Source organism: Hyalangium minutum (genome assembly GCF_000737315.1).
Lineage (GTDB): Bacteria > Myxococcota > Myxococcia > Myxococcales > Myxococcaceae > Hyalangium > Hyalangium minutum.
On the sequence record NZ_JMCB01000001.1, the window covers coordinates 873,684 to 893,969 of the forward strand.

The following is a 20,286-nucleotide window of genomic DNA, read 5'->3' on the forward strand; positions in this document are numbered from 1 at the left end:
CGTTGAAGGGAATCAGCCAAGCCGTTCAACGCGCGGCAGACCGAGCCCCTGAAGGCGCTCGGCTGTGAGAGGATCAACGCCCGCCATGGCGCCTCCCCTCCCCCCTCGTGTCCTCGTCACCCGCCAGCTCCCTGGAGAGGCCCTCGACCGGCTAAGCAGGCACGTGGACCTGCGAGTCTGGGAGGACGAGCTGCCCCCGCCTCGGGAGACGCTCCTGGAGCTGGTCCGAGGCATGGACGGGCTCATCACCCTGCTCACCGACCGGGTGGACGAGCCGCTGCTCGCCGCCGCCCCCTCCCTGCGAGTCGTGAGCAACGTGGCGGTGGGCTACGACAACATCGATGTAGCGGCATGTACGGCGCGCCGCATCCCGGTGGGCAATACTCCGGGCGTCCTGACGGAGACGACGGCGGACTTCGCCTTCGCCATGCTCATGGGCCTGGCGCGGCGGGTGGCGGAGGCAGATGCGTACGTACGCGCGGGCCGGTGGCGCACCTGGTCCCCGACCCTGCTGCTGGGGGCGGACATCCACGGGGCCACGCTCGGGCTCGTGGGGCTGGGGAAGATTGGCGCCGCAATGGCCCGGCGGGCCCGAGGCTTCGGGATGCGCGTGCTGTACGTCAACCGGCAGGCTCGCCCGGAGCTGGAGGCCGAGCTGGGGCTGCGGCGCGTGGACAAGGCCACGCTGCTCGCCGAGTCGGACTTCCTCAGCCTGCACGTGCCGCTCACGCCGGAGACCCGCCACTGGGTGGGCCGCTCCGAGCTGGCCGCGATGAAGCCCGGCGCCCTGCTCATCAACACCGCCCGAGGCCCGGTGGTGGATCAGGCCGCGCTTGCCGAGGCGCTCGTCCAGGGACGGCTGGGAGGCGCGGCGTTGGATGTCACGGATCCCGAGCCGCTGCCCCTGGACAGCCCCTTGCTCACCGCCCCCAACGTGCTGCTCGCGCCCCACATCGCCAGCGCGAGCCATGCCACCCGCGGCCGCATGGCCTCCATGGCCGCGGATAACCTCCTCGCCGCGCTGGAGGGGCGCCGCCCTCCCCACTGCGTCAACCCGGAGCTGTTCTCATGACCGCCGCTGATCTCTCCCTCGCCGATGAAGTGAAGGCCCGCCTGCGCGACGTTCAGGACTTCCCTCGCCCCGGCATCGTCTTCAAGGACATCACCCCGCTGCTGGCGGACCCAGTCCTCTTCGGCCGCGTCATCAACGCCATGGCGGCGCCCTTCCGGGGCCAGCACATCACCAAGGTCATCGGCGTGGAGGCGCGCGGCTTCATCTTGGGAGCGCCCGTGGCGCTGGCGCTCAATGCGGGCTTCGTCCCGGCGCGCAAGCCCGGCAAGCTGCCCCACCGCACCGTCGTCGAGCGCTACTCCCTGGAGTACGGCTCGGATGGGCTGGAGCTGCACCAGGACGCCATCCTCAAGGGCGAGCGGGCCATCATCGTGGACGACGTGCTGGCCACCGGTGGCACCGCCGAGGCCACCGCCAAGCTCACCTCGCAGCTGGGCGGCGAGCTGGTGGGCTTCAGCTTCCTCATGGTGCTCGGCTTCCTGGATGGCGCGAAGCGCTTGGGCGCCGACCGCGTGCGCAGCGTCATCACCCTGTAGGCCCGGCTGGAGTGGCGTCCTCGGCACGTTGACACCGCCACCCTGGCTGTTTATAAATTGGTCGACTAACCAATAAATCCGAGGATACCGTGGGCCGTCCATCCAACACCGAGGAGCGCCGCCAGCAGATTGTCGCGGGTCTGCTGCGGGTCATGGCAGAGCGCGGCTACGAGGGCGCCTCGGTGGCGGCGATCGCCAAGGCGGCGGGGCTGGCTCCGGGGCTGGTGCACTACCACTTCAAGGACAAGCAGGAGATCCTCCTGACGCTGGCGGAGCAGCTCGCGGCGCGCGTGCACGAGCGCGTGGCCTCACGGCTGGCGCGGGTGAAGGGAGGGGACGCACGGGCCAAAGTGGACGCGTTCCTGGATGCGTTCCTGGCGACGGGGGCGGACGCGGATCCACACGCGGTGGCGAGCTGGGTCACCATCAGCGCCGAGGCCATCCGGCAGCCCGAGGTGCGCGCCATCTACGAGAAGGTGGTGCGGACGGACATCGCGCAATTGGAGGAGCTGGTGGCCGCAGTGACGGGGAAGCGGCGGGCTCCGGCGGTGGCGGCCGGGCTCTTCGCGGCCATCCAGGGCTACTTCGTGTTGGCCGCGTCCGTGCCGGGGCTGGTGCCCCCGGGCTCCGCCGCGAGCACCGTGAAGCGCATGGCCGCGGGGTTGCTCGACACGGCACAGGGCTCGGAGGAGTCATGAAGACCGCGACGAAGATCGGCCTGCTGTCGAGCCTGTATCTGTCGCAGGGGCTGCCCTACGGCTTCTTCACCCAGGCGCTGCCAGCGCTGCTGCGCAAGCAGGGCATGTCCCTGCCCAACATCGGCCTGACGTACCTGCTCCTGCTGCCCTGGGCGCTGAAGTTCGTCTGGGCGCCGCTGATGGATCGGCACGGCTCGGAGCGGCTCGGTCGGCGGCGTGGGTACATCCTCCCGCTCCAGCTGCTCTCCGCGGGAGTGCTCCTGCTGCTCGCGCTTCCTTCGGGGGCGCCGAGCACCCAGCTCCTGCTGGGCGTGGTGCTGGTGGTGAACCTGCTGGCGGCGACTCAGGACGTGGCCACGGACGGGCTCGCGGTGAACCTGCTCGCGGCGCGGGAGCTGGGGCTGGGGAACGGCGTGCAGGTGGCGGCGTACCGGGTGGGGATGATCCTGGGCGGCGGGTTGATTCTGGCGGTGTTCGACGCGGCGGGCTGGCGCCCCACCCTGCTGAGCCTCGGAGCCATGCTGCTCGTGGCCACCGTGCCCATCGCGCTCTACCGGGAGCCTCCGTCCGCGCCGCCAGCTCGCGAGAGCATGGATCTGGCCTGGTGGTTCAAGCGCCCTGGCACGGCGGGGTGGCTGATGCTGCTCGTCCTCTACAAGGCGGGCGAGGCGCTCGCGACGGGCATGCTGCGCACCTTCCTTGTGGACGCGGGGCTGAGTCTCACGGACCTGAGCTGGATGCTCGGAGGTGTCGGCTTTACGGCAGGGCTCCTCGGCGCGCTGGCGGGAGGCGCTCTGGTGAACCGGCTCGGGTACCGGCGGGCGTTGATCCTCTTTGGCCTCGTTCAGATGGGGGCCGTGCTGCTCTACGCGTTCGCGGCGCGTGGGGCCTCGATGGCGCTCCTCACGCTCGTGTGCGGAGTCGAGCACCTGGCCAGCGGCATGGCCACTGCCTCCCTGTTCACCGTGATGATGCACGAGTGCCGCCCCGAGCATGCCGGTACCGACTACACCGTGCAGGCCTCACTGGTCGTCATCGCTACCGGTGGAGCCGCGGCCGTGAGCGGCTTCTCGGCACAGGCGCTGGGCTACTCGGGACACTTCCTGCTATCCGCCGCACTGTGCGCACTGGGGACAGCGTACGTGCTGCTCACCTTCCATCCGCCGCAGCATCTTCAAACGGCTGAGCCGCATTGAATGTCCGCCCCTGCCGCGGCCAAGCTGCGTCTGCGCTTCATCGAGTCCCGGAGTCCGCCATGAGCCTCACGTTCATCCCCCTGGGCGTTGGAGATGCCTTCTCCGCGCTGCGCTACTCCTCCTGCCTCGCCGTGGAGGCCGAGGGCCAGGTGCTGCTCATCGACTGTCCCCACCCCATCCGCAAGATGATGCGCGAGGCTTCCGAGTCCTCGGGCGTCCCCATCGACGTGGACCGTGTGGCCGGCGTGGCCCTCACGCACCTGCACGCGGACCACAGCTCCGGACTGGAGGGCCTGGGCTACTTCTCCTTCTTCCTGCTGCACCGGAAGATGCCCCTGCTCACGCACGCCTCCGTAGCGAAGCGGCTGTGGGAAGGCCACCTCGCGGCCGGCATGGAGTGCCTCATCGAGAAGCAGGGCGAGGCGCCCAACCCCAAGCACTTCGAGGACTACTTCACCCACACGCCGCTCACCACCGAGGCCCCCGTCCAGTTCGGCCCCTTCTCCATCGAGTGCCGCTTCACCTACCACCACCTGCCGACCACCGCCCTGCGCATCAAGGCCGGGGGCCGGAGCCTGGGCTACAGCGCGGACACCTCTTTCGACGAGGGGCTCATCTCCTGGCTGGCCGAGGCGGACCTCGTCATCCACGAGACGAACTACGGGGTCCACACCCCGTACGCGAAGCTCGCCGAGCTCCCCAGCGAGCTTCGCGCCAAGATGAAGCTCATCCACTACCCGGACAACTTCGACCTCCAGGCGAGCAACATCGAGCCGCTCGCCCAGGGCCGCCGCTACACGGTGTGAGCCGCTCCGAACATCACTGCGTCACGGAGCCTGGTACTCGATGCTCACGCCCTGCACACTCAGGGGACGGTTGGAGCCGTCACTCGTGAGGATGATGCGCAGCCGCAGGTCGCTCGCAGCCAGGTCGAACGACTGGAGCGGATCCCCCGGAGTAAAGGCCTTCCAGTTCGCGCCTCCATTGGAGCTCAGCTCATACGTGACACTGCCGCCCCGAGTGTCCTGAACCGTCGAGACGACGCGCGCCTTGGTAATGGTGCCCGAGACGTTGTCCAGCGTCCCGGTCTGTGCACGCACGGTGCTTGAGTTAGAGGACCCTGGGGTAAACGTGGGCGAGGTCGTGTCTCCCGCGTGCAAGCTCGTGGTGTCGATCCGGATACGCCCCGCACCACCGTAACCGCCAGATGTGGGGAGTCCTCCCTTCGCCGTCACACGGTCCTGGCCGATGTTCATGGTGGTGGCACGCAAGTAGACAGAGCCACCTGCTCCCCCGCCCGAGGCATCGACCCCCGTGCCGTCGGCCGAGATGCGTCCGCCCACGCCGAGGGTGTTCGCCCACACCACCACAATCCCACCGGCCGTCGTCGCCGCGTTGCTGCTGTATCTTCCTCCTGCGGACCCCATGAACCACTTGGTCAAGAGCGCATCCCCATAGGTAAAACCGACAGCAACGTTCTGGGTGCCTCTCGGCGTCCCCGCAGTGCCATAACTGCCGCCTGCCGAGTAGTAGCAAGAGCTGCCATTGCCACTGGCACTCCCTCCTCCATTGGCCGGAGTGCACACTGCGGACTGCGCACCGGGCCCTGAGTAGCTCTCCCCGACAGACCACGTGCCCGTATTGACCGCCGAGCGATACCCCGAGCCCGCCATGGTGATCTGGCCCGAGGGCAAGACGACCAGCGCGCCGCTCACCTTGATGAAGAAGATCCCGCCCTGAGTTCCGTCCCAGGGGCTGGCCGTCAGCGTGCCGCTCACCGTGACGTTCCGATAATGGGGGATGCGCTGGACGATGATCTTCTGCCCCGTCAAAGTCGCGTTGCTGTTCGTGGCCCCATACGTCTTGAGGATCGGACTCGTGAAGGTGAGCTGGTTCGTTCCGAAGTTGACGGACCTGACGGTGAAGATCTCGTAGGTGCCCACGTTGCCTGTGTCGCCTACGCCCGCCGAGACCGTGGCAGAGGGCGAGGGGAAGTTGCTGCCCCCCTGAAGGTTGATCAGCACCACCTCGTCCCCCACCGCCAAGCCGGCCGGGAAGTCCGCCAGGGTGAGCGCCGTGTTGTCCGTGGAGAAGGCCGTCACCCTGTAGGCCACGGCATCCGGGAAGGTGCGCGACGGGATCGCGGGATTGGGTTGGGTATTGATGTTGAACGTGCCCGAGGAGACATAGAGATCACCGTCCTCTCCGTTTCCGAGCCCCGCGACGAGAGGGAACGAAGCCTCCGCGCGCTCCACATCCCAGTTGGCGCTCGTGGTGGCCCCGTCCTTGGCTGTGGTCCGGGTGAAGTCCTCTCCCACCCAGAGGTTGGTCCCAGAGACCGCCAGCTGGAAGTTGGCGGTTCCCCTGCAGTTCGAGGCCGTCAGAGTTGTCGCGGTGGCCGTCGCGCTCTGCCCCGCGTTCGCGCCGGGCCCGCTCTTGACCAGGAAGTCGATCTTCCCGTTGATGCTCGCCACCTCGATCGTTCCCGAGGTCGAGGGGTTGAGATCCGCTGACAGCACTCCCCCGGTATTGTTCGACGCCGAGACCGTGAACAGCGTCCCATCCGGAACCGGTACGCCGTTGTTGTCGGTGATCGTGTCCGAGGTGATCAGCAGCGTCGAGTTGTTGTCCGCAGGCAGCGACGAACTGGACGCCCTCAGCGTGAACGGCTTGCACGCCGCGCCACCGCAAGCACCATTGCTGCACGTGGTCGTGCAGGACTGCAGGTAGTTGTACCCAGTCCCATCCGGCTTGCACTCCTCCACGTCCGTGCCGTTGCACCGCGTCCGGCCCGGCACGCAGATCACCGCACCTGACGTCTGACAGGTTCCTGCCACGCACACCTTGCCCTGCGCCGCGCAGTCCACGGTCGTACTCCCTGTGCCCGTCGCGTTGCAGATGGCCGCCGTCGTGCTGTTGGAGCACGTCGCGCTGCCCGGCGCGCACACCACGTCCTGGCATGCGCCCGAGACACACGCCTTGTTCGTCCCACATCCCGTCCCCGAGTACCCCGTCCCCGCCGTGTTACACGTACCCAGCGTCGCGATGTCCAAGCACACCCGTGCCCCACTCGTGCACACCGACGGCTTGCACACGCCACTGGCCGGGTCGCACGCCGTGCCCGCGCCACAGCTCACCGCGTTGTAGCGGGTGCCGCTCGGATCGCACACCTCGCTGCCCGAGGTGCTCGCACAGCGGCTCGTCCCTGGCGTGCAGATGATGTTCGCGCAGGCGCTCCCCAGGCACGTCTGCCCCGAGGCGCACTGCGCATAGGTGTAGCCCGTGCCCCCCGAGTTACACGTGGCCAGCGTCAGCGCGTCCACGCACCGCTTGCTGTCCGGCGTGCACGAGTTGTTGCTGCTGCTGGGGACGCACACCCCTGCCTGGCAGTTCGACCCCGACTGGCAGGCCACGTCGATGTAGCCCGTGCCGTTGGGAGCACACACCTGGCTCGTCGCCGTGTCCTTGCACCGAGTGCTCAGCGGCGCGCAGATGAGCGCCTTGCACGTACCTCCCGAGCAGGCCTCGTTCACGGCGCACGCCGCCGGTGCGAACTCCGTCCCCGCCGCGTTGCACACCCCCGCCGTGGTGGAGTCGAGGCACCGCGTCTGCCCCGGCGTACACACCGTGGGCACACAGCGCCCGCTCACGCACGCCTCCGTGCTGGAGCAGGGCGCCGCCGTTAGCGCCGTCCCCGTGGAGTTGCAGATCTCGTGCGCTCCGCTCACCGGGCTGCACCGCTCCGAGAAGGGCACGCAGATCGGCGCCTTGCACGCCTTGGAGGACGAGTCACACCCCGCGGAGCAGAACTGCAGGAAGGCCCAGGCGCTCCCCGTCGGAGTGCAGGCCTCGATCGACTCGTTGTTGCACCGCTTCTCCCCGGGTGTGCAGACGGAAGCCCCCGAGGTGGAACAGGTGCCACTGGCACAGCCGATATCGCACGTCTGCACCACCTGGTACCCGGTGCCGTCCGGCGTACAGGCCTCCACCGTCTTGTTGTCCGCCCGGCACCGCGTGGTGTTGGGCGTACAGGCCTGGGCCAAGCAGGCTCCGTTGCTACATGCCCCCGCGCATTTCTCCTTGAACTCGTAGCTCCGCCCGTCTGTCCCGCAGAGCTCCACGTCGCCCCCGTTACAGCGCGTCTTCCCCGGGACGCAGGCCTGCTCGCTGCCTAGCGCTGCGCACTTCTTGTCCATGCACAGCAGCGACTGGCCACAGTCCGCGTTGTAGGTGCACGCTCCGCCTGGCTGCACGGAGCCCGGCTCCGGAGCGCTCGCTCCGCAGCCCAGCATCCACAAGCACATCCACACTCCCGTGACGGCACTCCATCTCTGACAACTGGTCATTCGACCCTCCATGACCGGCGAGGGTGCCGAGAGATAGGCAGTGAACGCTGTACCACCAGGGCAGTATGGCGCGTGGAGTTCGCTCTCCCATCGCACGAGGCGCCGCTACACGGTATGAGGGGGCGCTCGCCCCACGCCCCCGTGGGGTCCCATCGGAGATCGCATCCCGTGGAACCCTCGCCCAGTCCTGCCGCCTCCTCCCCTCCCCTCGCCATCGAGGTGAAGGGGCTCGTCAAACGCTTCGAGGACGTCACCGCCATCGCTGGCACCCACTTCGAGGTTCCCGTGGGCCAGTGCGTGGGCCTGCTCGGCCCCAACGGCGCCGGGAAGACGACCACCGTCGAGATCCTCGAGGGCCTTCAGCACCCCACGTCGGGCGAGGTCCGGCTCCTGGGCCTGCGCTGGGACAAGGACGAAGCTGAACTCCGGGAGCGCATCGGCATCGCCCTCCAGGAGACGCGCTTCCATGACCGGCTCTCCGTCGAGGAGACCGTGCGCCTCTTCCGCTCCTTCTACCGGAAGGGCCTGTCCGTCGAGGAGGCCATCGGCCTCGTCAAGCTGGAGGAGAAGCGCAATGCCCAGGTGGTGAAGCTCTCCGGCGGCCAGCGGCAGCGGCTGGCGCTCGCGGTGGCGCTCGCCGCAGACCCGGAGATCCTCTTCCTCGACGAGCCCACCACCGGCCTGGACCCCCAGTCGCGGCGCGCCCTCTGGGACGTCATCACCGGCCTCAAGGGCAAGGGCCGCACCGTCGTCCTCACCACCCATTATATGGAGGAGGCCCAGGTGCTCTGCGACCAGGTGATCATCATGGATCACGGCCGCATCGTCGCCCGAGGCACTCCGGCCCAGCTCATCGCCTCCATTGGCGGCGAGCAGGTGATCGATTTCTCCACCACCCCCACCCTCCCCGCCGAGGCCTTCGCCGAGGTCCCCACGCTCGTGGCCACGCACTCCCGCGGCGACGGCTACACCCTCTCCGTCAAGGAGCTGCACCGCGCCCTGCCGGGGCTCCTCTCGCTGGTGTCCGCGCGCGGCGCCCACCTCGTCCACCTGTCCACCCGCCAGGCCACGCTCGATGACGTGTTCCTGGCCTCCACCGGCCGCAGCCTGCGCGAGGACGCTCAGTCATGAACTCGAACCACCCGTTGGGGCAGCTCGTGCTGTTCCGGATGCGCGGGTTCCTGCGCGAGCCCGCCGCCCTCTTCTGGGTCTTCGTCTTCCCGCTGCTCACCGCCCTGGCGCTCGGGGTGGCCTTCCGCAACCGCGCCCTGCCCGAGCTGGCTGTGGCCGTCGTGGACAGCCCCGAGGCCGAGCAGCTCGTCCCCACCCTGGACGCTGTGGACGGGCTCACCGCCCAGCAGATGACCGAGGCCGCCGGCCGCGACGCCCTGCGCCGGGGCAAGGTGTCCCTGGTGCTCATCCCTGGCGCGAAGCCCGAGCTCATCGTGGATCCCGCCCAGGCCGAGGGCCGCACCGCGCGGCTCATGGTGGTGGACACGCTGGAGCGGCTCCAGGGCCGCGTGGACCACGTGGCGTTGCAGCGCACCGAGGTGACGGCGCCGGGCTCGCGCTACATCGACTTCCTCATCCCCGGCCTGCTGGGCTTTGGGATCATGTCCTCCAGCCTGTGGGGGCTGGGCTGGGCGCTGGTGCAGATGCGCACCGGCAAGCTGCTCAAGCGCCTGGTGGCCACGCCCATGAAGCGCGGCCACTTCCTGCTCTCCTTCATGATCGGCCGCAGCATGCTCGCCGTGGTGGAGATCCTCTTCTTCGTCGCCTTTGCCCGGCTGCTCTTCGACGTGCGCATGTTCGGCAGCCTGCTCTCCTTCACCCTCCTGGGGCTGTGGGGCTCCACGGCCTTCGGGGGGCTGGCGCTGCTCGTCGTCTGCCGGGCCAACAACGCGGAGACGGCCAGCGGGCTCATGAACCTCGTCAGCATGCCGATGACCGTGCTCTCGGGCGTGTTCTTCGCCTCCACCAACTTCCCGGACTGGCTCCAGCCCGTCATCCAGTTCCTGCCGCTCACCGCCCTGAACGACGGCCTGCGCAGCATCATGCTGGATGGCACGCCCCTGCTCGCCCTCTGGCCCCAGGTGCTGATACTGGGGGTTTGGGGCCTGATTCCCTTCTTCATCGCATTGCGTTACTTCAAGTGGATGTAGCGCGGTCCTGGGGAGGGTAAGGTCCGCGCCCCTGGAGGTGACATCCGTGAACGCCGTGCGCCGCCCTCTCCCCCGCTGGCCGTCGCTGGTGCTGGCCCTCGCGCTCGCGCTGGGCTGCAGCCCCTTAGCGCAGAAACAGGCCACGCCGGAGACCGTCCGCATCAACCTGCTCCACCTCAACGACGTGTACCAGTTCACCCCGCTGGAGCAGGGGCGCGTCGGAGGTATTGCCCGCGTCGCCACGCTGCGCAAGAGGCTCCTCGCCGAGGCCCCTCACACGCTGACGCTCTTCGCCGGCGACACGCTCGCCCCCTCCGTGGAGTCCATCAGCGAGGTGGGCGGCAAGCCGCTCCAAGGCCAGCAGATGATTGATGCCTGGAACGCGCTCGGGGTGGACTACGCGGTGCCGGGCAACCACGACTTCGACTTCGGGGACGCCGTGCTGCGCGAGCGCATCAAGGCCTCGCGTTTCCCGTGGCTCGCCGCGAACATCTTCGACAACGACACCGGAAAGCCCTTCGAGGGTCTCCACCCCTACCAGCTCATCCAGCTCAGCGGCGTGAAGGTGGGCTTGTTCGGCCTGCTGGTTCCCGAGACGGAGGTGACCTCCAGCGTTTCGGAGCACACGAACATCCGGGACGTCTGCTCCACGGCGAAGCCCATCGTCTCGCGGCTGCGCAAGGAGGGCGCCACCGTCATCATCGCGCTCACCCACCTGGACGTGCAGCAGGACCGGGAGCTGGCCCAGTGCGCTCCCGTGGACGTCATCATCGGCGGGCACGAGCACGAGCGCATCGAGGACCGCTCCACCGGCGTTCCCATCTTCAAGGTGGCGGCAGATGCCGTGGAGCTGGGCCAGGTCACCCTGGATGTGGACACCAAGACGGGCAAGGTGCGCCAGCTGGACTGGAAGGTGCACCCCATCACCCCGGAGCTGCCCGAGGATCCCTCCTTCCTCGCGGCGATGACGAAGTACGCCCCCCTCATCGCCGAGCTGTCCCAGCCCGTGGGCAAGACGCCCGTGCCGCTCGATGCGCGAAAGCTGGTGGTGCGCAGCCAGGAGACGAACCTGGGCTCGCTCGTGGCCGATGCGCTGCGCCAAGCCGCAGGCACCGATGTGGCGCTCGTCAACGGTGGTGCCATCCGCGGTGACACCCGCTTCAGCGCCGGAGTGCTCACCCGGCGCGAGATGCTCTCCATCTTCCCGTACCGTGATCAGCTCGTGCGGTTGCAGGTGACGGGCGCCATCCTCCAGGCCGCGCTGGAGAACGCCGTCAGCAAGAGCGCCGAGGACCCCGAGCCCGGCCGCTTCCTCCAAGTCTCCGGCCTGCGCTTCGCGTTCGATCCAAGCCGGCCCAAGGGCCAGCGCGTCCTGTGCGTCACGGTGGGGGGCAAGCCCCTGTCCCCAACGGCGACATACAGCCTGGCGACATTCAGCTTCCTCGCGAGTGGCAAGGACGGCTACGAGATGTTCAAGGGACTCCCGGCCACCCCGGCCCTACAGGAGGGCCGCACCCCGAGAGACGTCCTGAGCGACGCGCTCCGCACCGGCAAGCCGCCTCCCATGCAACAGGGAGATGGGCGCATCCAGCGCGCCAGCGCCTCGGCTGGAGCGTGCACGACGGGCCCGAACTCCCTGTAAGGGGTTTTCCCACCGAGCCAGCGAGCAGTCAGGCCCTCACGGAGCTCGTTCGGGTGCGCGGGCCCTGCGCATCGGGACATCAGGACGATGCCTTCGCGTCGCGGCATGCCTACCTCCCGGAGGTGTGCCTCGAAACGCTCATGAGGAGGCGGTCATGGCTCAGTGCGAAGTGTGCGGTAACGAGTACTACCTCGCGTTCCAGGTCGTCACGGCCGGCGTCACTCACACCTTCGATTGCTTCGAGTGCGCCATTCACAAGCTCGCCCCCATCTGCGACCACTGCAACTGCAAGATCCTGGGCCACGGTGTCGAGGCGCAGGGAACGTTCTTCTGCTGCGCCCACTGCGCCCACGCCAGCGGCTCCCACCAGATCGTGGACAACGCGGAGCACGCGCAGCTGAGCTAGGGCGCCGTCCAGCCGCGCATCCGGTACACCATCCGGCCCGCCAGCTCTCGGAGCGCGTCCGAGCTCGCGCTCAGGTGATAGCCCCGAGGCAGCCAGCTCGGCGACCGCTTGCCCGGGGGTGACCGCACATCCGCCAGGAACGTGTCCGTCCGGATCCCTACCGCCGCGTAGCACCCGTATGCCCGGGGCATGTGCGCCGCGCTCGTCACCAGCAGGAGCGTTTTCCATCCCTGCTGCCGGATGATCTTCTCCGACTCCACCGCGTTCTCCCGCGTGTTGCGGCTGCGGCCCTCCGTGAAGATGCGCCCGGGCTCGATGCCCCACATCTGCAACTGGCGCGAGAGCACATCCGCCTCGATGGGCGCCTCCGGCCGTGGATCCAGTGAGCCTCCGGAGATGAGGATGTTGCGCGCGTGGCCCTCGCGCAGCAGCTCGTAGCCTCGCAGGATGCGATCCCCCGCCGCGTTGTACTCCGCCCGGCCCGAGGTCTCGGTCGCGTCCGGATCCAGGCCGCCGCCCAGCACGATGACCGCGTCGTAGACCACGTCGGGCCGGTACGTCGCCTCCACCCCGGACTCGGTCCACCGCATGAGCACTGCGGCCACGGGCTCGATGGAGAAGACGTAGAGCACTGCGAGCCCGAAGAGCTGAAGCCCGAGAGCCAACCGAGCCCGGCGCCGCCGCAGGAGGATCCCCGCGAGGATGAACAGCATCGCCCACGTGAGCGGACCGAGGAACAAATCCAGGATCTTGGAGAGGAAGAGGAACATACGGACACCGAAGCCCCAGAGGCGGTGGCTCGAGCGCTAACGGCCCCCTCGGCCATGTTCCCGGACATAGTCCCGGGCGGCGGTGGCGCCGTCGCCGCGCGGATCGAGCTCCAGGAAGCGCGCGTAATACTCCAGCGCCTCCTCCGTGTTGCCCAGCGCCGCGGAGACCTCGCCCAAGCGGCGGAAGCACTTCGCGGACTTCGGGTCATGCGCCAGGCACTGCCAGAACAGCTCCTTGGCCTTCTGGAGCTTGCCCCGGCTCAACTGCTTCACCCCCGCCTTGTACTTCGCGGCGGCAGTCTCGGCAGAGGGCTTGTCCGCGGCGGTGATCCGGAGGCCCGATGGGGGCGAGGCTGAGGACTTGGGCTGGGCCGTGGCCTTCTTCGTCGCAACCGCGACACGGGAGTCCTCGGGTTGCTCCTGTGGAGGAGCCTTGGCCTCCTCTGGCTCCGACTCCGGATCGGGAATGGCCGGCTCCTGAGTGGCCGACTCCAACTCCTCGAGCTCGGCCTCCACCTTCCCCCGGAGCGTGCCCGCGGCGAACGAGCGCTCCCAGGACTTCTTCCCCAGCAGGACCAGTTCCATCGTGTGCGGCGCGTCTGGCTTGACGTCCTCCAGCACCAGCGGCGTCACGCCCCGGAACTGTCCATCGATGCGCACCTGCGCCCCAGGCGGCTCGGAGTGGATCTCCAGGGTCCCGGGCCCGCGCAGCACCCAGAACAGGCCTCCCGCCATCACCGCCGCGAGCGCCGCCACGCCCAGGCTCCACAAGGGACTCCTGCGTGACGTGCTGGGCTCGATCTGCGCGGGTGCCACCTCTTCCGTGGCGTCACTGGAAGCCTCTCCCGCGCCTGCCGCCCGGAAAACCTGCGTGGGGAGGGCCTCCGGCTGGGTGTCCCACTTCCACGAGTCCGACGCGGGCCGTGCAGGCAGTGCATTCGGCCCCGGCGGGGCCTCCCGCGTCACCGCAGGGAGCTGGTCCGGCGTGGTCTCCTCGCCTGAAGGGCCCTTCCACAGCCGGACCTGATCGAGGAACTCCTGCGGCAGGACGGGGGCCCGGCCCTGCGCCGCCAGCTCCTGCGTGTAGAGCCAGCCCATCAGGTGCTTCAGGCTGTTCACGGAGAACAGCGGCGCCCGCGAGGCCATCCACAGGCTGAGCGCCTGCTGCAGCGCCTCGGCGCTCTGGAAGCGGTCCTCCCTCGAGGTGGCCAGCGCCCGCATGACGATCTGGTTGAGCTGGCCATCCAGGTCAGGGTTGAGCTGGATGGCTGGAGTGATGCCGCCCTGGACGATGCGAGCCATCACCTCGAAGTCTTGGCCCTCGAAGGGCAGCCGGCCGCAGAGCATGCGGTAGAGCACCACCCCCACCGCGTACACGTCCGAGCGCGCATCCACATCATCCTGCCCCTGCGCCTGCTCCGGCGAGAGGTAGAGGTACTTGCCTTTCACCATGCCCGCCGCGGTGATGGGCCGGCCCGCCAGCTGCGCCTTGGCGATGCCGAAGTCGGTGATCTTCACCTCGCCGTCGTAGCTGACCAGCACGTTGTCGGGAGACACGTCCCGGTGGACGATCCCCAGCGGGCGGCCCTGCTCGTCCTTGCGCGTGTGGGCGTAGTGCAGCCCCTTGCACATCTCGAGGGCGATGCTCGCCGCCAGCGCCTGGGGCAGAAACCGGAGCCCCTGCTGCTGGGCCCGCTTGATGACGCGCGACAGCGGCTGGCCGTCCACCAGCTCCATGGCCAGGTAGTACTCGGCATTCACCTGACCGAAGTCGAAGACTTGGACGATGTTGCCGTGGCTCAGTCCCACGGAGATGCGCGCCTCATGGATGAACAGCTCCATGAAGGTCGGGTTCTCCGCGTACTCGTCCAGCACGCGCTTGATGACGACGGGCTTGGTGATGCCAGGGACGGCCGTGTACCGCGCACGGTAGACGTTGGCCATCCCGCCCACGCCCAGGCGCTCGAGCAGTTCGTACTTGCCGAAGGGGATGGACTTTTCCTCGGTCGCCACGGGGGGGCACCATAGCAGCCAGGGCGCCTGCTCCCCAAAGGGGCGTCAGCGCTCGCCCCAGTGGAGCTTCTGCCGGAGGATGGTGAAGTAGGCCATGTGCGGGTTGCGCACCAGGTTCACCCGGTTGGGCGAGCGCACCACCTCGATGCAGTCCCCACCCTGCAGCGAGTGGCCCGTCTGTCCGTCCAGGGTGAGGTACGTGTCCGCCGTCTCCTTGCGCAGCGTGACACGGATGGTGCGATCCGCGGGCACCACGATGGAGCGCTGAGTCAGCGCGTGCGAGCAGATGGGTGACAGGATGGTGCAGTCCACCGAGGGGTGGACGATGGGGCCTCCCGCCGACAGCGAATAGGCCGTGGAGCCCGTGGGCGTGGCCAGGATCATCCCATCCGCCTTGTAGGTGGTGATGGGAACCCCATCGATGGACGTCTCATGGTCCGAGATGCGGGCCAGCGCGCCCTTGTTGATGACCACGTCGTTGAGGACCTCGTCCTCCAGGACGGTCTTCCCCTCGCGCACCAGGCGGCAGGTGAGCTTCATGCGCGAGTCCACCTTGAAGCGGCCGGCGAGCACCTCGTCCAGGGTGGAGAACAGCTCGTCCACGGGGATTTCGGTCATGAAGCCCAGGCTGCCCAGGTTCACCCCGAGGATGGGCACGCCCCGCCCCGCCAGGAGGCGCGCGGTGTAGATGAGGGTGCCGTCCCCGCCGAGAACGATGACCAGCTCGGCCCGCTGGGCCAGTTCCCGGTCCTCCACGCGGGGCCAGCCCAAGGAATGGGACAGGTAGCGCTCCGCGAGCACGGTGAGATGCGGGTAGCGCTCGCGAATCCGCGCCGCCAGCGCTACGGCTTCCTGCTTGTCCCTCTTCGCGACGATGGCCAGGGTGTGCACTGTGGCGGATGGTTCTAGTCCAGGTGGGCAAGTCGCGCTGGAGGAAATGAAGCCAAGCGATAGGTTCCCGGCATATGGACCTCTTTGAACATGCCGGCCAGAAGGAGCAGGCCGAGCAAGCCCCCCTGGCCGAGCGCATGCGCCCCACCACCCTGGCGGAGTTCGTCGGGCAGGAACACCTGACGGGCGAGGGCCGCTTCCTCCGGCGGGCCATCCAGCAGGATCAGGTGCCCTCGCTCATCCTCTGGGGGCCTCCGGGCACGGGGAAGACGACGCTGGCCCGTGTCATCGCCCAGTCCACTGGCTCCTCCTTCGAGTCCCTGTCCGCGGTGCTCTCCGGCGTGAAGGACATCCGAGAGACGGTGGCCCGCGCGCAGGACCGCTGGAAGATGAACCGCCAGCGCACGCTGCTCTTCATCGACGAGATTCACCGCTTCAACAAGAGCCAGCAGGACGCGCTGCTGCCCCACGTGGAGAAGGGCACGGTGACGCTGATTGGCGCCACCACGGAGAACCCCTCCTTCGAGGTGAACGCGGCGCTCCTGTCCCGCTGTCGCGTCATCACCCTGCGCGGGCTGGAGCAGGAGGAGCTCGTCATGGTGATGCGCAAGGCCCTGGCCTCTCCCAAGGGGCTGGCGGGGAAGGTCGAGGTAGACGAGGAGGCGCTCCAGTTCATCGCGGACGCGGCGGGCGGAGACGCGCGCAAGGCGCTCACGGCGCTGGAGGTGGCCGCGGCGTACGGGGGGGCGCGGGTGGACAAGAAGGCCGCGGAGGAGGCGCTCCAGCAGAAGACGCTCCTCTACGATAAGGGCGGCGAGGAGCACTACAACGTCATCAGCGCCTTCATCAAATCCATGCGCGGCTCGGACGTGGACGCGGCGCTCTACTGGATGACCCGGATGTTGGAGTCCGGGGAGGATCCGATCTTCGTGTTCCGCCGCATGGTCATCTTCGCCTCGGAGGACATCGGCAACGCGGACCCCAGGGCGCTCGGGGTGGCGGTGGACGCGATGCAGGCGTTCCAGCTCATGGGGATGCCGGAGGGGGCGCTGCCGCTCACGCAGGCGGTGACGTACCTGGCGCTGGCGCCCAAGTCGAACGCGGTCATCACCTCGTACGGGGCGGCGCGGGCGGCGGTGATGCAAGAAGGCTCGCTGCCGGTGCCCATGCACCTGCGCAACGCGCCCACGAAGCTGATGAAGAACCTGGGGTACGGGGGCGGCTACAAGTACCCCCACAACTTCGAGGGCCACTACGTGCCCGAGGACTACCTGCCCGAGGCGCTCAAGGCCCGCCGCTTCTACAAGCCCAGCCAGAACGGGCAGGAGAAGGAGCTGTCCGAGCGCTACGAGGCCATCCAGCGCCAGCTGGCGGACCGGGACAAAGACCGCAAGCCTTAAGCCACCTCTAATGGAGAGTCGCTGTCGCTGCCGCCCTTGCGCGTCTTCATGGTGCGGCCAGCCACCTCGTACTGCTTGAGCAGGCGGCGGAAGTTGGAGCGATCCACCCCGGCGGCCCGCGCGGCGCTGGAGACGTTGTTGTTGTTCTTCTCCAGGAGCGCCGTGAGGTAGCGCCGCTCGAAGGCGCGCATCGCCAGCCGCTTCGCCTGCGCATACGGCAGGTGCGCCAGGCTGAACACCTCCACCGGCGAGCCCGCCTGCGGAGACTCCTGGAACCCGGGCGGCAGGTCCTCCACGTCCAGCACGTCATTGGAGGTGAGCACCACCGCGCGCTCGATGACGTTCTCCAGCTCGCGCACGTTGCCCGTCCACCGGTTCACCGTGAGCGCCTCCATGGCCCGCGGCGTGAACCCCGTCACCTTCTTCGCCAGCTTCGCCGCGTACATCTTCAGGAAGTGGTGCGCCAGGAGCGGCACGTCTTCCGGTCTGTCCCTCAGCGGCGGCAGATCAATGGTGATGACGTTCAGGCGGTAAAACAGATCCTCGCGGAACTTGCCCTCGGACTTGGCGCGGTTCAGGTCCACGTGGGTGGCCGCGATGACGCGCACGTCCACCTTCACCGGATCGTTCGCGCCCACGCGCTTCACTTCGCCCTCCTGCAGCACGCGCAGCAGGCGGACCTGGGTGGCCGGCGGCACGTCGCCGATCTCGTCCAGGAAGATGGTGCCGCCGTCGGCCGCCTCGAAGAGGCCCTTCTTGTTGTTGGTGGCGCCCGTGAACGCCCCCTTCATGTGGCCGAACAGCTCGCTCTCCAGCAGCGTCTCCGTCAGCGCCGAGCAGTTCACCGCCACGAAGGGCTTGTCCTTGCGCGCGCTGCGGTAGTGGATGGCCCGCGCCACCAGCTCCTTACCCGTGCCGCTCTCGCCCTGGATGAGCACCGTGGCCGTCGAGTGGCTCACCGTCTCCACCAGCTTGAACACCGCCCGCATCTGCGAGGACTGGCCAATCAGGTCCTCGAACTGGCTGCGGACCGTGAGCGCCTCCTCGAGCGCCCGAGTGCGGTCCTTGAGCGCCTTGCGCTCGGCCGCCTTGCCTACCGTCAGGCTCAAGTCGTCGATGTTCTCGAACGGCTTGGTCAGGTAGTCGTACGCGCCCGCCTTCACGGCCTCCACTGCCGTCTCCACCGTGGCGTAGGCCGTCATCATGATGACCTCCACGTCCGGCCGCTCGGCCTTGATGGCCTTGAGCAGGTCCATGCCGGACAGGTGGGGCATGTTGATGTCCAGCACCGCCACATCGATGGAAGGATCCTTCGCGGCCGTCAGTCCCTCGACGGCGTCGTCGATGCCCACCACCGGGTAGCCCTCGCGCTGGAGGATCTGGGTGACGGCCTTCAGGACGACAGTGTCATCGTCCACCACGAGGATCTTGGCGCGCTTGGGTTGATTCACGGCAACCTCTCGAGCTGCAGGGGAATGGGGAGATAGACGGTGAAGCGGGAGCCCTGGCCAACCTGGGTGTCGACCTGGAAGACGCCCCCGTGGTCCTGGACGATCCGATACGCGATGGACAGGCCAAGCCCCGTCCCCTCGCCCGGCGGCTTGGTCGTGAACGAGGGCTCGAAGATGCGCGGCAGGTGCTTCTCTTCGATGCCTGTCCCCGTATCGGAGACGGCGAAGAAGCACCGGTCACCCTCTCGCCCCGTGTCCACGCGCAGCTCACCCTCGGCGTCTGGAAGCGCGTACAGCCCGTTCTGCAGCAGATTGAGCACCACCTGCGACAGCTGCGCCGGATCCCCGAACAGCTTGGGCAAGTCGCGGGAGAGGTTCATCTCCAGCTTCACCTTGGGGTTGGCCTTCAGCTGCGCCTTGAACAGCACCGTCGCGTCCTCCACACACTTCGACAAGTCGAAGTGCCGCCGATCATCCGGCTTGCTGTGACGGCTGAACTTCAAAAGGCTCTCGACGATGCGCTTGCACCGCAGCGCGCTCTCCTCGATGAGATCGAGCGACTCCTTGTCCGCCTCCGTGCGCCCGGAGTCCCGCTTCATCAACTGCGCGAAGGCGAGGATGCCTCCCAGCGGGTTGTTGATCTCGTGCGCCACGCCACCGGCCAGCTGGCCCACCGCCGCCATCTTCTCCGTCTCGATGAGCCGCTTGGTGAGCGAGTGCTCCTCGGTGACGTCACGGTAGGTGAGCACCACGCGCTTGTCCCCTGGCATGGGGTAGGCAGCCACCACGTAGGTACGGCCCTTCTGTGTGATCTCCCCGCGCGCGCTCTTGCCCGTCTCCACCGCGGCCGGCAGCGGGCAGCCCTCGCACGGCGTGTCCCGCCCGAAGAGGTACTGGTAGCAGGTGGCCGCCGAGGCGTTGGCCCCTTCGCCTGTCGCAGCCACCTTCAAGTAGGCCAGGTTCGCCCGCCGCACCATGTAGTCCGGCTGCATCACCGCCAGCGGATTCTCGATGCAGTCGAACGTCTGCTCCCAGTCGCGCTTGGCCTGGCTGAGCATCAGCGTGCGCGACTCCACGCGCGCTTCCAGGTCCACGTTGAGCCGCTTGAGCTCCGCGTTCTGCTCCTTCGTCACCCGCATCAGCCGCTGGTTCTCGGCCACGAGCGCGTACTGCTCGAAGGCGCTCTTCACCGTGAGCACCAGGTGGCTGTCGTTCCACGGCTTGGAGATGAAGCGGAAGATCTCCGAGCGGTTGATGGCCTCTTCAATCGCCATCTGATCCGCCTGGCCCGTGAGCATGATGCGCTGGGCCAGCGGTACCTGCTCCTTCACCCGCGTGAGGAAGTCCACGCCGTTCATCCCGGGCATCCGGAAGTCCGAGATGACCACCTGCGGCGAGAACTGCTCCAGCCTCCGCAGGCCCTCCTCGGCATCCGTAGCGGTCTCGATGTCCCAATCGCCCCGGCGCAACACGCGCCGGATGGACTTGAGGATGTTCTCCTCATCGTCGACCAACAGCAGTCGCCCGCGGGAACCCGTCGCCTCCTGTGTATGCGCAAGTCCCACTCGCAGCCCTCGCCTATCTTTCCCCGTCAAACAATTGCAATGCTGTGGCCACAACCCCGGGGGGAAACCGGTACGCCAACCTGTTGATTCTTCAGTCTTTTCAGAACTGTAACGCCGGACTCAGGGGGTCATTCTATA

The 20,286-nt window shown here is 68.1% G+C and carries 16 protein-coding genes; 10 read left to right on the forward strand and 6 right to left on the reverse strand.

Annotated elements, in window-relative coordinates; all coding sequences use genetic code 11:
* Positions 1-85 precede the first annotated feature (85 nt).
* The 5 genes from DB31_RS03260 (at position 86) to DB31_RS03280 (ending at position 4,308) form a co-directional block, all read left to right on the forward strand.
* Positions 86-1,072, forward strand: coding sequence for a 2-hydroxyacid dehydrogenase (locus DB31_RS03260; RefSeq protein ID WP_044181731.1), 987 nt, complete (start codon positions 86-88; stop codon positions 1,070-1,072).
* A complete protein-coding gene (locus DB31_RS03265) occupies positions 1,069-1,608 on the forward strand; it encodes an adenine phosphoribosyltransferase (protein WP_044181734.1) in 540 nt (179 codons plus the stop codon). The genes DB31_RS03260 and DB31_RS03265 overlap by 4 nt, the downstream gene beginning before the upstream one ends.
* Before the next feature lie 89 nt (positions 1,609-1,697).
* A complete protein-coding gene (locus DB31_RS03270; protein ID WP_075305827.1) occupies positions 1,698-2,306 on the forward strand; it encodes a TetR/AcrR family transcriptional regulator in 609 nt (202 codons plus the stop codon).
* Positions 2,303-3,502: an MFS transporter gene (locus DB31_RS03275; RefSeq protein ID WP_044181737.1), complete on the forward strand. Its 1,200-nt coding sequence runs from the start codon at positions 2,303-2,305 to the stop codon at positions 3,500-3,502. The genes DB31_RS03270 and DB31_RS03275 overlap by 4 nt, the downstream gene beginning before the upstream one ends.
* A 59-nt stretch (positions 3,503-3,561) precedes the next feature.
* Complete coding sequence (locus tag DB31_RS03280; protein ID WP_044181738.1) at positions 3,562-4,308, forward strand: MBL fold metallo-hydrolase; 747 nt, start codon at positions 3,562-3,564, stop codon at positions 4,306-4,308.
* A 21-nt stretch (positions 4,309-4,329) separates the two neighbouring features.
* Here the strand turns inward: DB31_RS03280 and DB31_RS03285 are convergent, their stop codons facing one another.
* Positions 4,330-7,806, reverse strand: a complete 3,477-nt coding sequence (locus tag DB31_RS03285) for a hypothetical protein (protein ID WP_157231778.1) — start codon at positions 7,804-7,806, stop codon at positions 4,330-4,332.
* A gap of 210 nt (positions 7,807-8,016) precedes the next feature.
* Here DB31_RS03285 and DB31_RS03295 point away from each other — a divergent pair, with 210 nt between their 5' ends.
* From DB31_RS03295 to DB31_RS03310, 4 genes are all read left to right on the forward strand, one after another.
* The gene (locus tag DB31_RS03295) at positions 8,017-8,979 is read left to right on the forward strand and encodes an ABC transporter ATP-binding protein (RefSeq protein ID WP_044181746.1); all 963 of its coding nucleotides are present in this window, start codon (positions 8,017-8,019) and stop codon (positions 8,977-8,979) included.
* Complete coding sequence (locus tag DB31_RS03300) at positions 8,976-10,010, forward strand: ABC transporter permease (RefSeq protein ID WP_044181749.1); 1,035 nt, start codon at positions 8,976-8,978, stop codon at positions 10,008-10,010. The genes DB31_RS03295 and DB31_RS03300 overlap by 4 nt, the downstream gene beginning before the upstream one ends.
* 46 nt (positions 10,011-10,056) lie before the next feature.
* Positions 10,057-11,652: a bifunctional metallophosphatase/5'-nucleotidase gene (locus DB31_RS03305; protein WP_052419674.1), complete on the forward strand. Its 1,596-nt coding sequence runs from the start codon at positions 10,057-10,059 to the stop codon at positions 11,650-11,652.
* Between the two features lie 154 nt (positions 11,653-11,806).
* Entirely contained in the window at positions 11,807-12,058 is a 252-nt protein-coding gene (locus tag DB31_RS03310) for a hypothetical protein (protein WP_044181752.1), read from the forward strand.
* On the opposite strand, the gene DB31_RS03315 is transcribed toward DB31_RS03310, so the two are convergent.
* From DB31_RS03315 to DB31_RS03325, 3 genes are read right to left on the reverse strand one after another with little or no spacing between them, the layout of a single operon-like run.
* Complete coding sequence (locus DB31_RS03315) at positions 12,055-12,828, reverse strand: YdcF family protein (protein WP_044181755.1); 774 nt, start codon at positions 12,826-12,828, stop codon at positions 12,055-12,057. The genes DB31_RS03310 and DB31_RS03315 overlap by 4 nt on opposite strands.
* 36 nt (positions 12,829-12,864) lie before the next feature.
* Complete coding sequence (locus DB31_RS03320; protein WP_044181757.1) at positions 12,865-14,841, reverse strand: protein kinase domain-containing protein; 1,977 nt, start codon at positions 14,839-14,841, stop codon at positions 12,865-12,867.
* A 45-nt stretch (positions 14,842-14,886) separates the two neighbouring features.
* Positions 14,887-15,732 carry an NAD(+)/NADH kinase gene (locus DB31_RS03325; RefSeq protein WP_044181760.1) on the reverse strand — a complete coding sequence of 282 codons (846 nt, stop codon included), beginning with the start codon at positions 15,730-15,732 and terminating at the stop codon, positions 14,887-14,889.
* A 74-nt stretch (positions 15,733-15,806) separates the two neighbouring features.
* Here DB31_RS03325 and DB31_RS03330 point away from each other — a divergent pair, with 74 nt between their 5' ends.
* Positions 15,807-17,132: a replication-associated recombination protein A gene (locus tag DB31_RS03330; RefSeq protein WP_044181762.1), complete on the forward strand. Its 1,326-nt coding sequence runs from the start codon at positions 15,807-15,809 to the stop codon at positions 17,130-17,132.
* Here the strand turns inward: DB31_RS03330 and DB31_RS03335 are convergent.
* Positions 17,129-18,583: a sigma-54-dependent transcriptional regulator gene (locus DB31_RS03335; protein WP_044181765.1), complete on the reverse strand. Its 1,455-nt coding sequence runs from the start codon at positions 18,581-18,583 to the stop codon at positions 17,129-17,131. The genes DB31_RS03330 and DB31_RS03335 overlap by 4 nt on opposite strands.
* On the reverse strand, positions 18,580-20,148 hold the full coding sequence (locus tag DB31_RS03340) for an ATP-binding protein (RefSeq protein ID WP_044181767.1): 1,569 nt from the start codon (positions 20,146-20,148) through the stop codon (positions 18,580-18,582). Before DB31_RS03340 ends, DB31_RS03335 begins: the two co-directional genes overlap by 4 nt.
* Between the last annotated feature and the right edge of the window lie 138 nt (positions 20,149-20,286).

Coding starts and splice junctions, on each gene's coding strand:
- DB31_RS03260 (WP_044181731.1), top strand. CDS start 86: ATGGCGCCTCCCCTCCCCCCTCGTGTCCTCGTCACCCGCCAGCTCCCT.
- DB31_RS03265 (WP_044181734.1), top strand. CDS start 1,069: ATGACCGCCGCTGATCTCTCCCTCGCCGATGAAGTGAAGGCCCGCCTG.
- DB31_RS03275 (WP_044181737.1), top strand. CDS start 2,303: ATGAAGACCGCGACGAAGATCGGCCTGCTGTCGAGCCTGTATCTGTCG.
- DB31_RS03280 (WP_044181738.1), top strand. CDS start 3,562: ATGAGCCTCACGTTCATCCCCCTGGGCGTTGGAGATGCCTTCTCCGCG.
- DB31_RS03285 (WP_157231778.1), bottom strand. CDS start 7,806: ATGTGCTTGTGGATGCTGGGCTGCGGAGCGAGCGCTCCGGAGCCGGGC.
- DB31_RS03300 (WP_044181749.1), top strand. CDS start 8,976: ATGAACTCGAACCACCCGTTGGGGCAGCTCGTGCTGTTCCGGATGCGC.
- DB31_RS03310 (WP_044181752.1), top strand. CDS start 11,807: ATGGCTCAGTGCGAAGTGTGCGGTAACGAGTACTACCTCGCGTTCCAG.
- DB31_RS03315 (WP_044181755.1), bottom strand. CDS start 12,828: ATGTTCCTCTTCCTCTCCAAGATCCTGGATTTGTTCCTCGGTCCGCTC.
- DB31_RS03330 (WP_044181762.1), top strand. CDS start 15,807: ATGGACCTCTTTGAACATGCCGGCCAGAAGGAGCAGGCCGAGCAAGCC.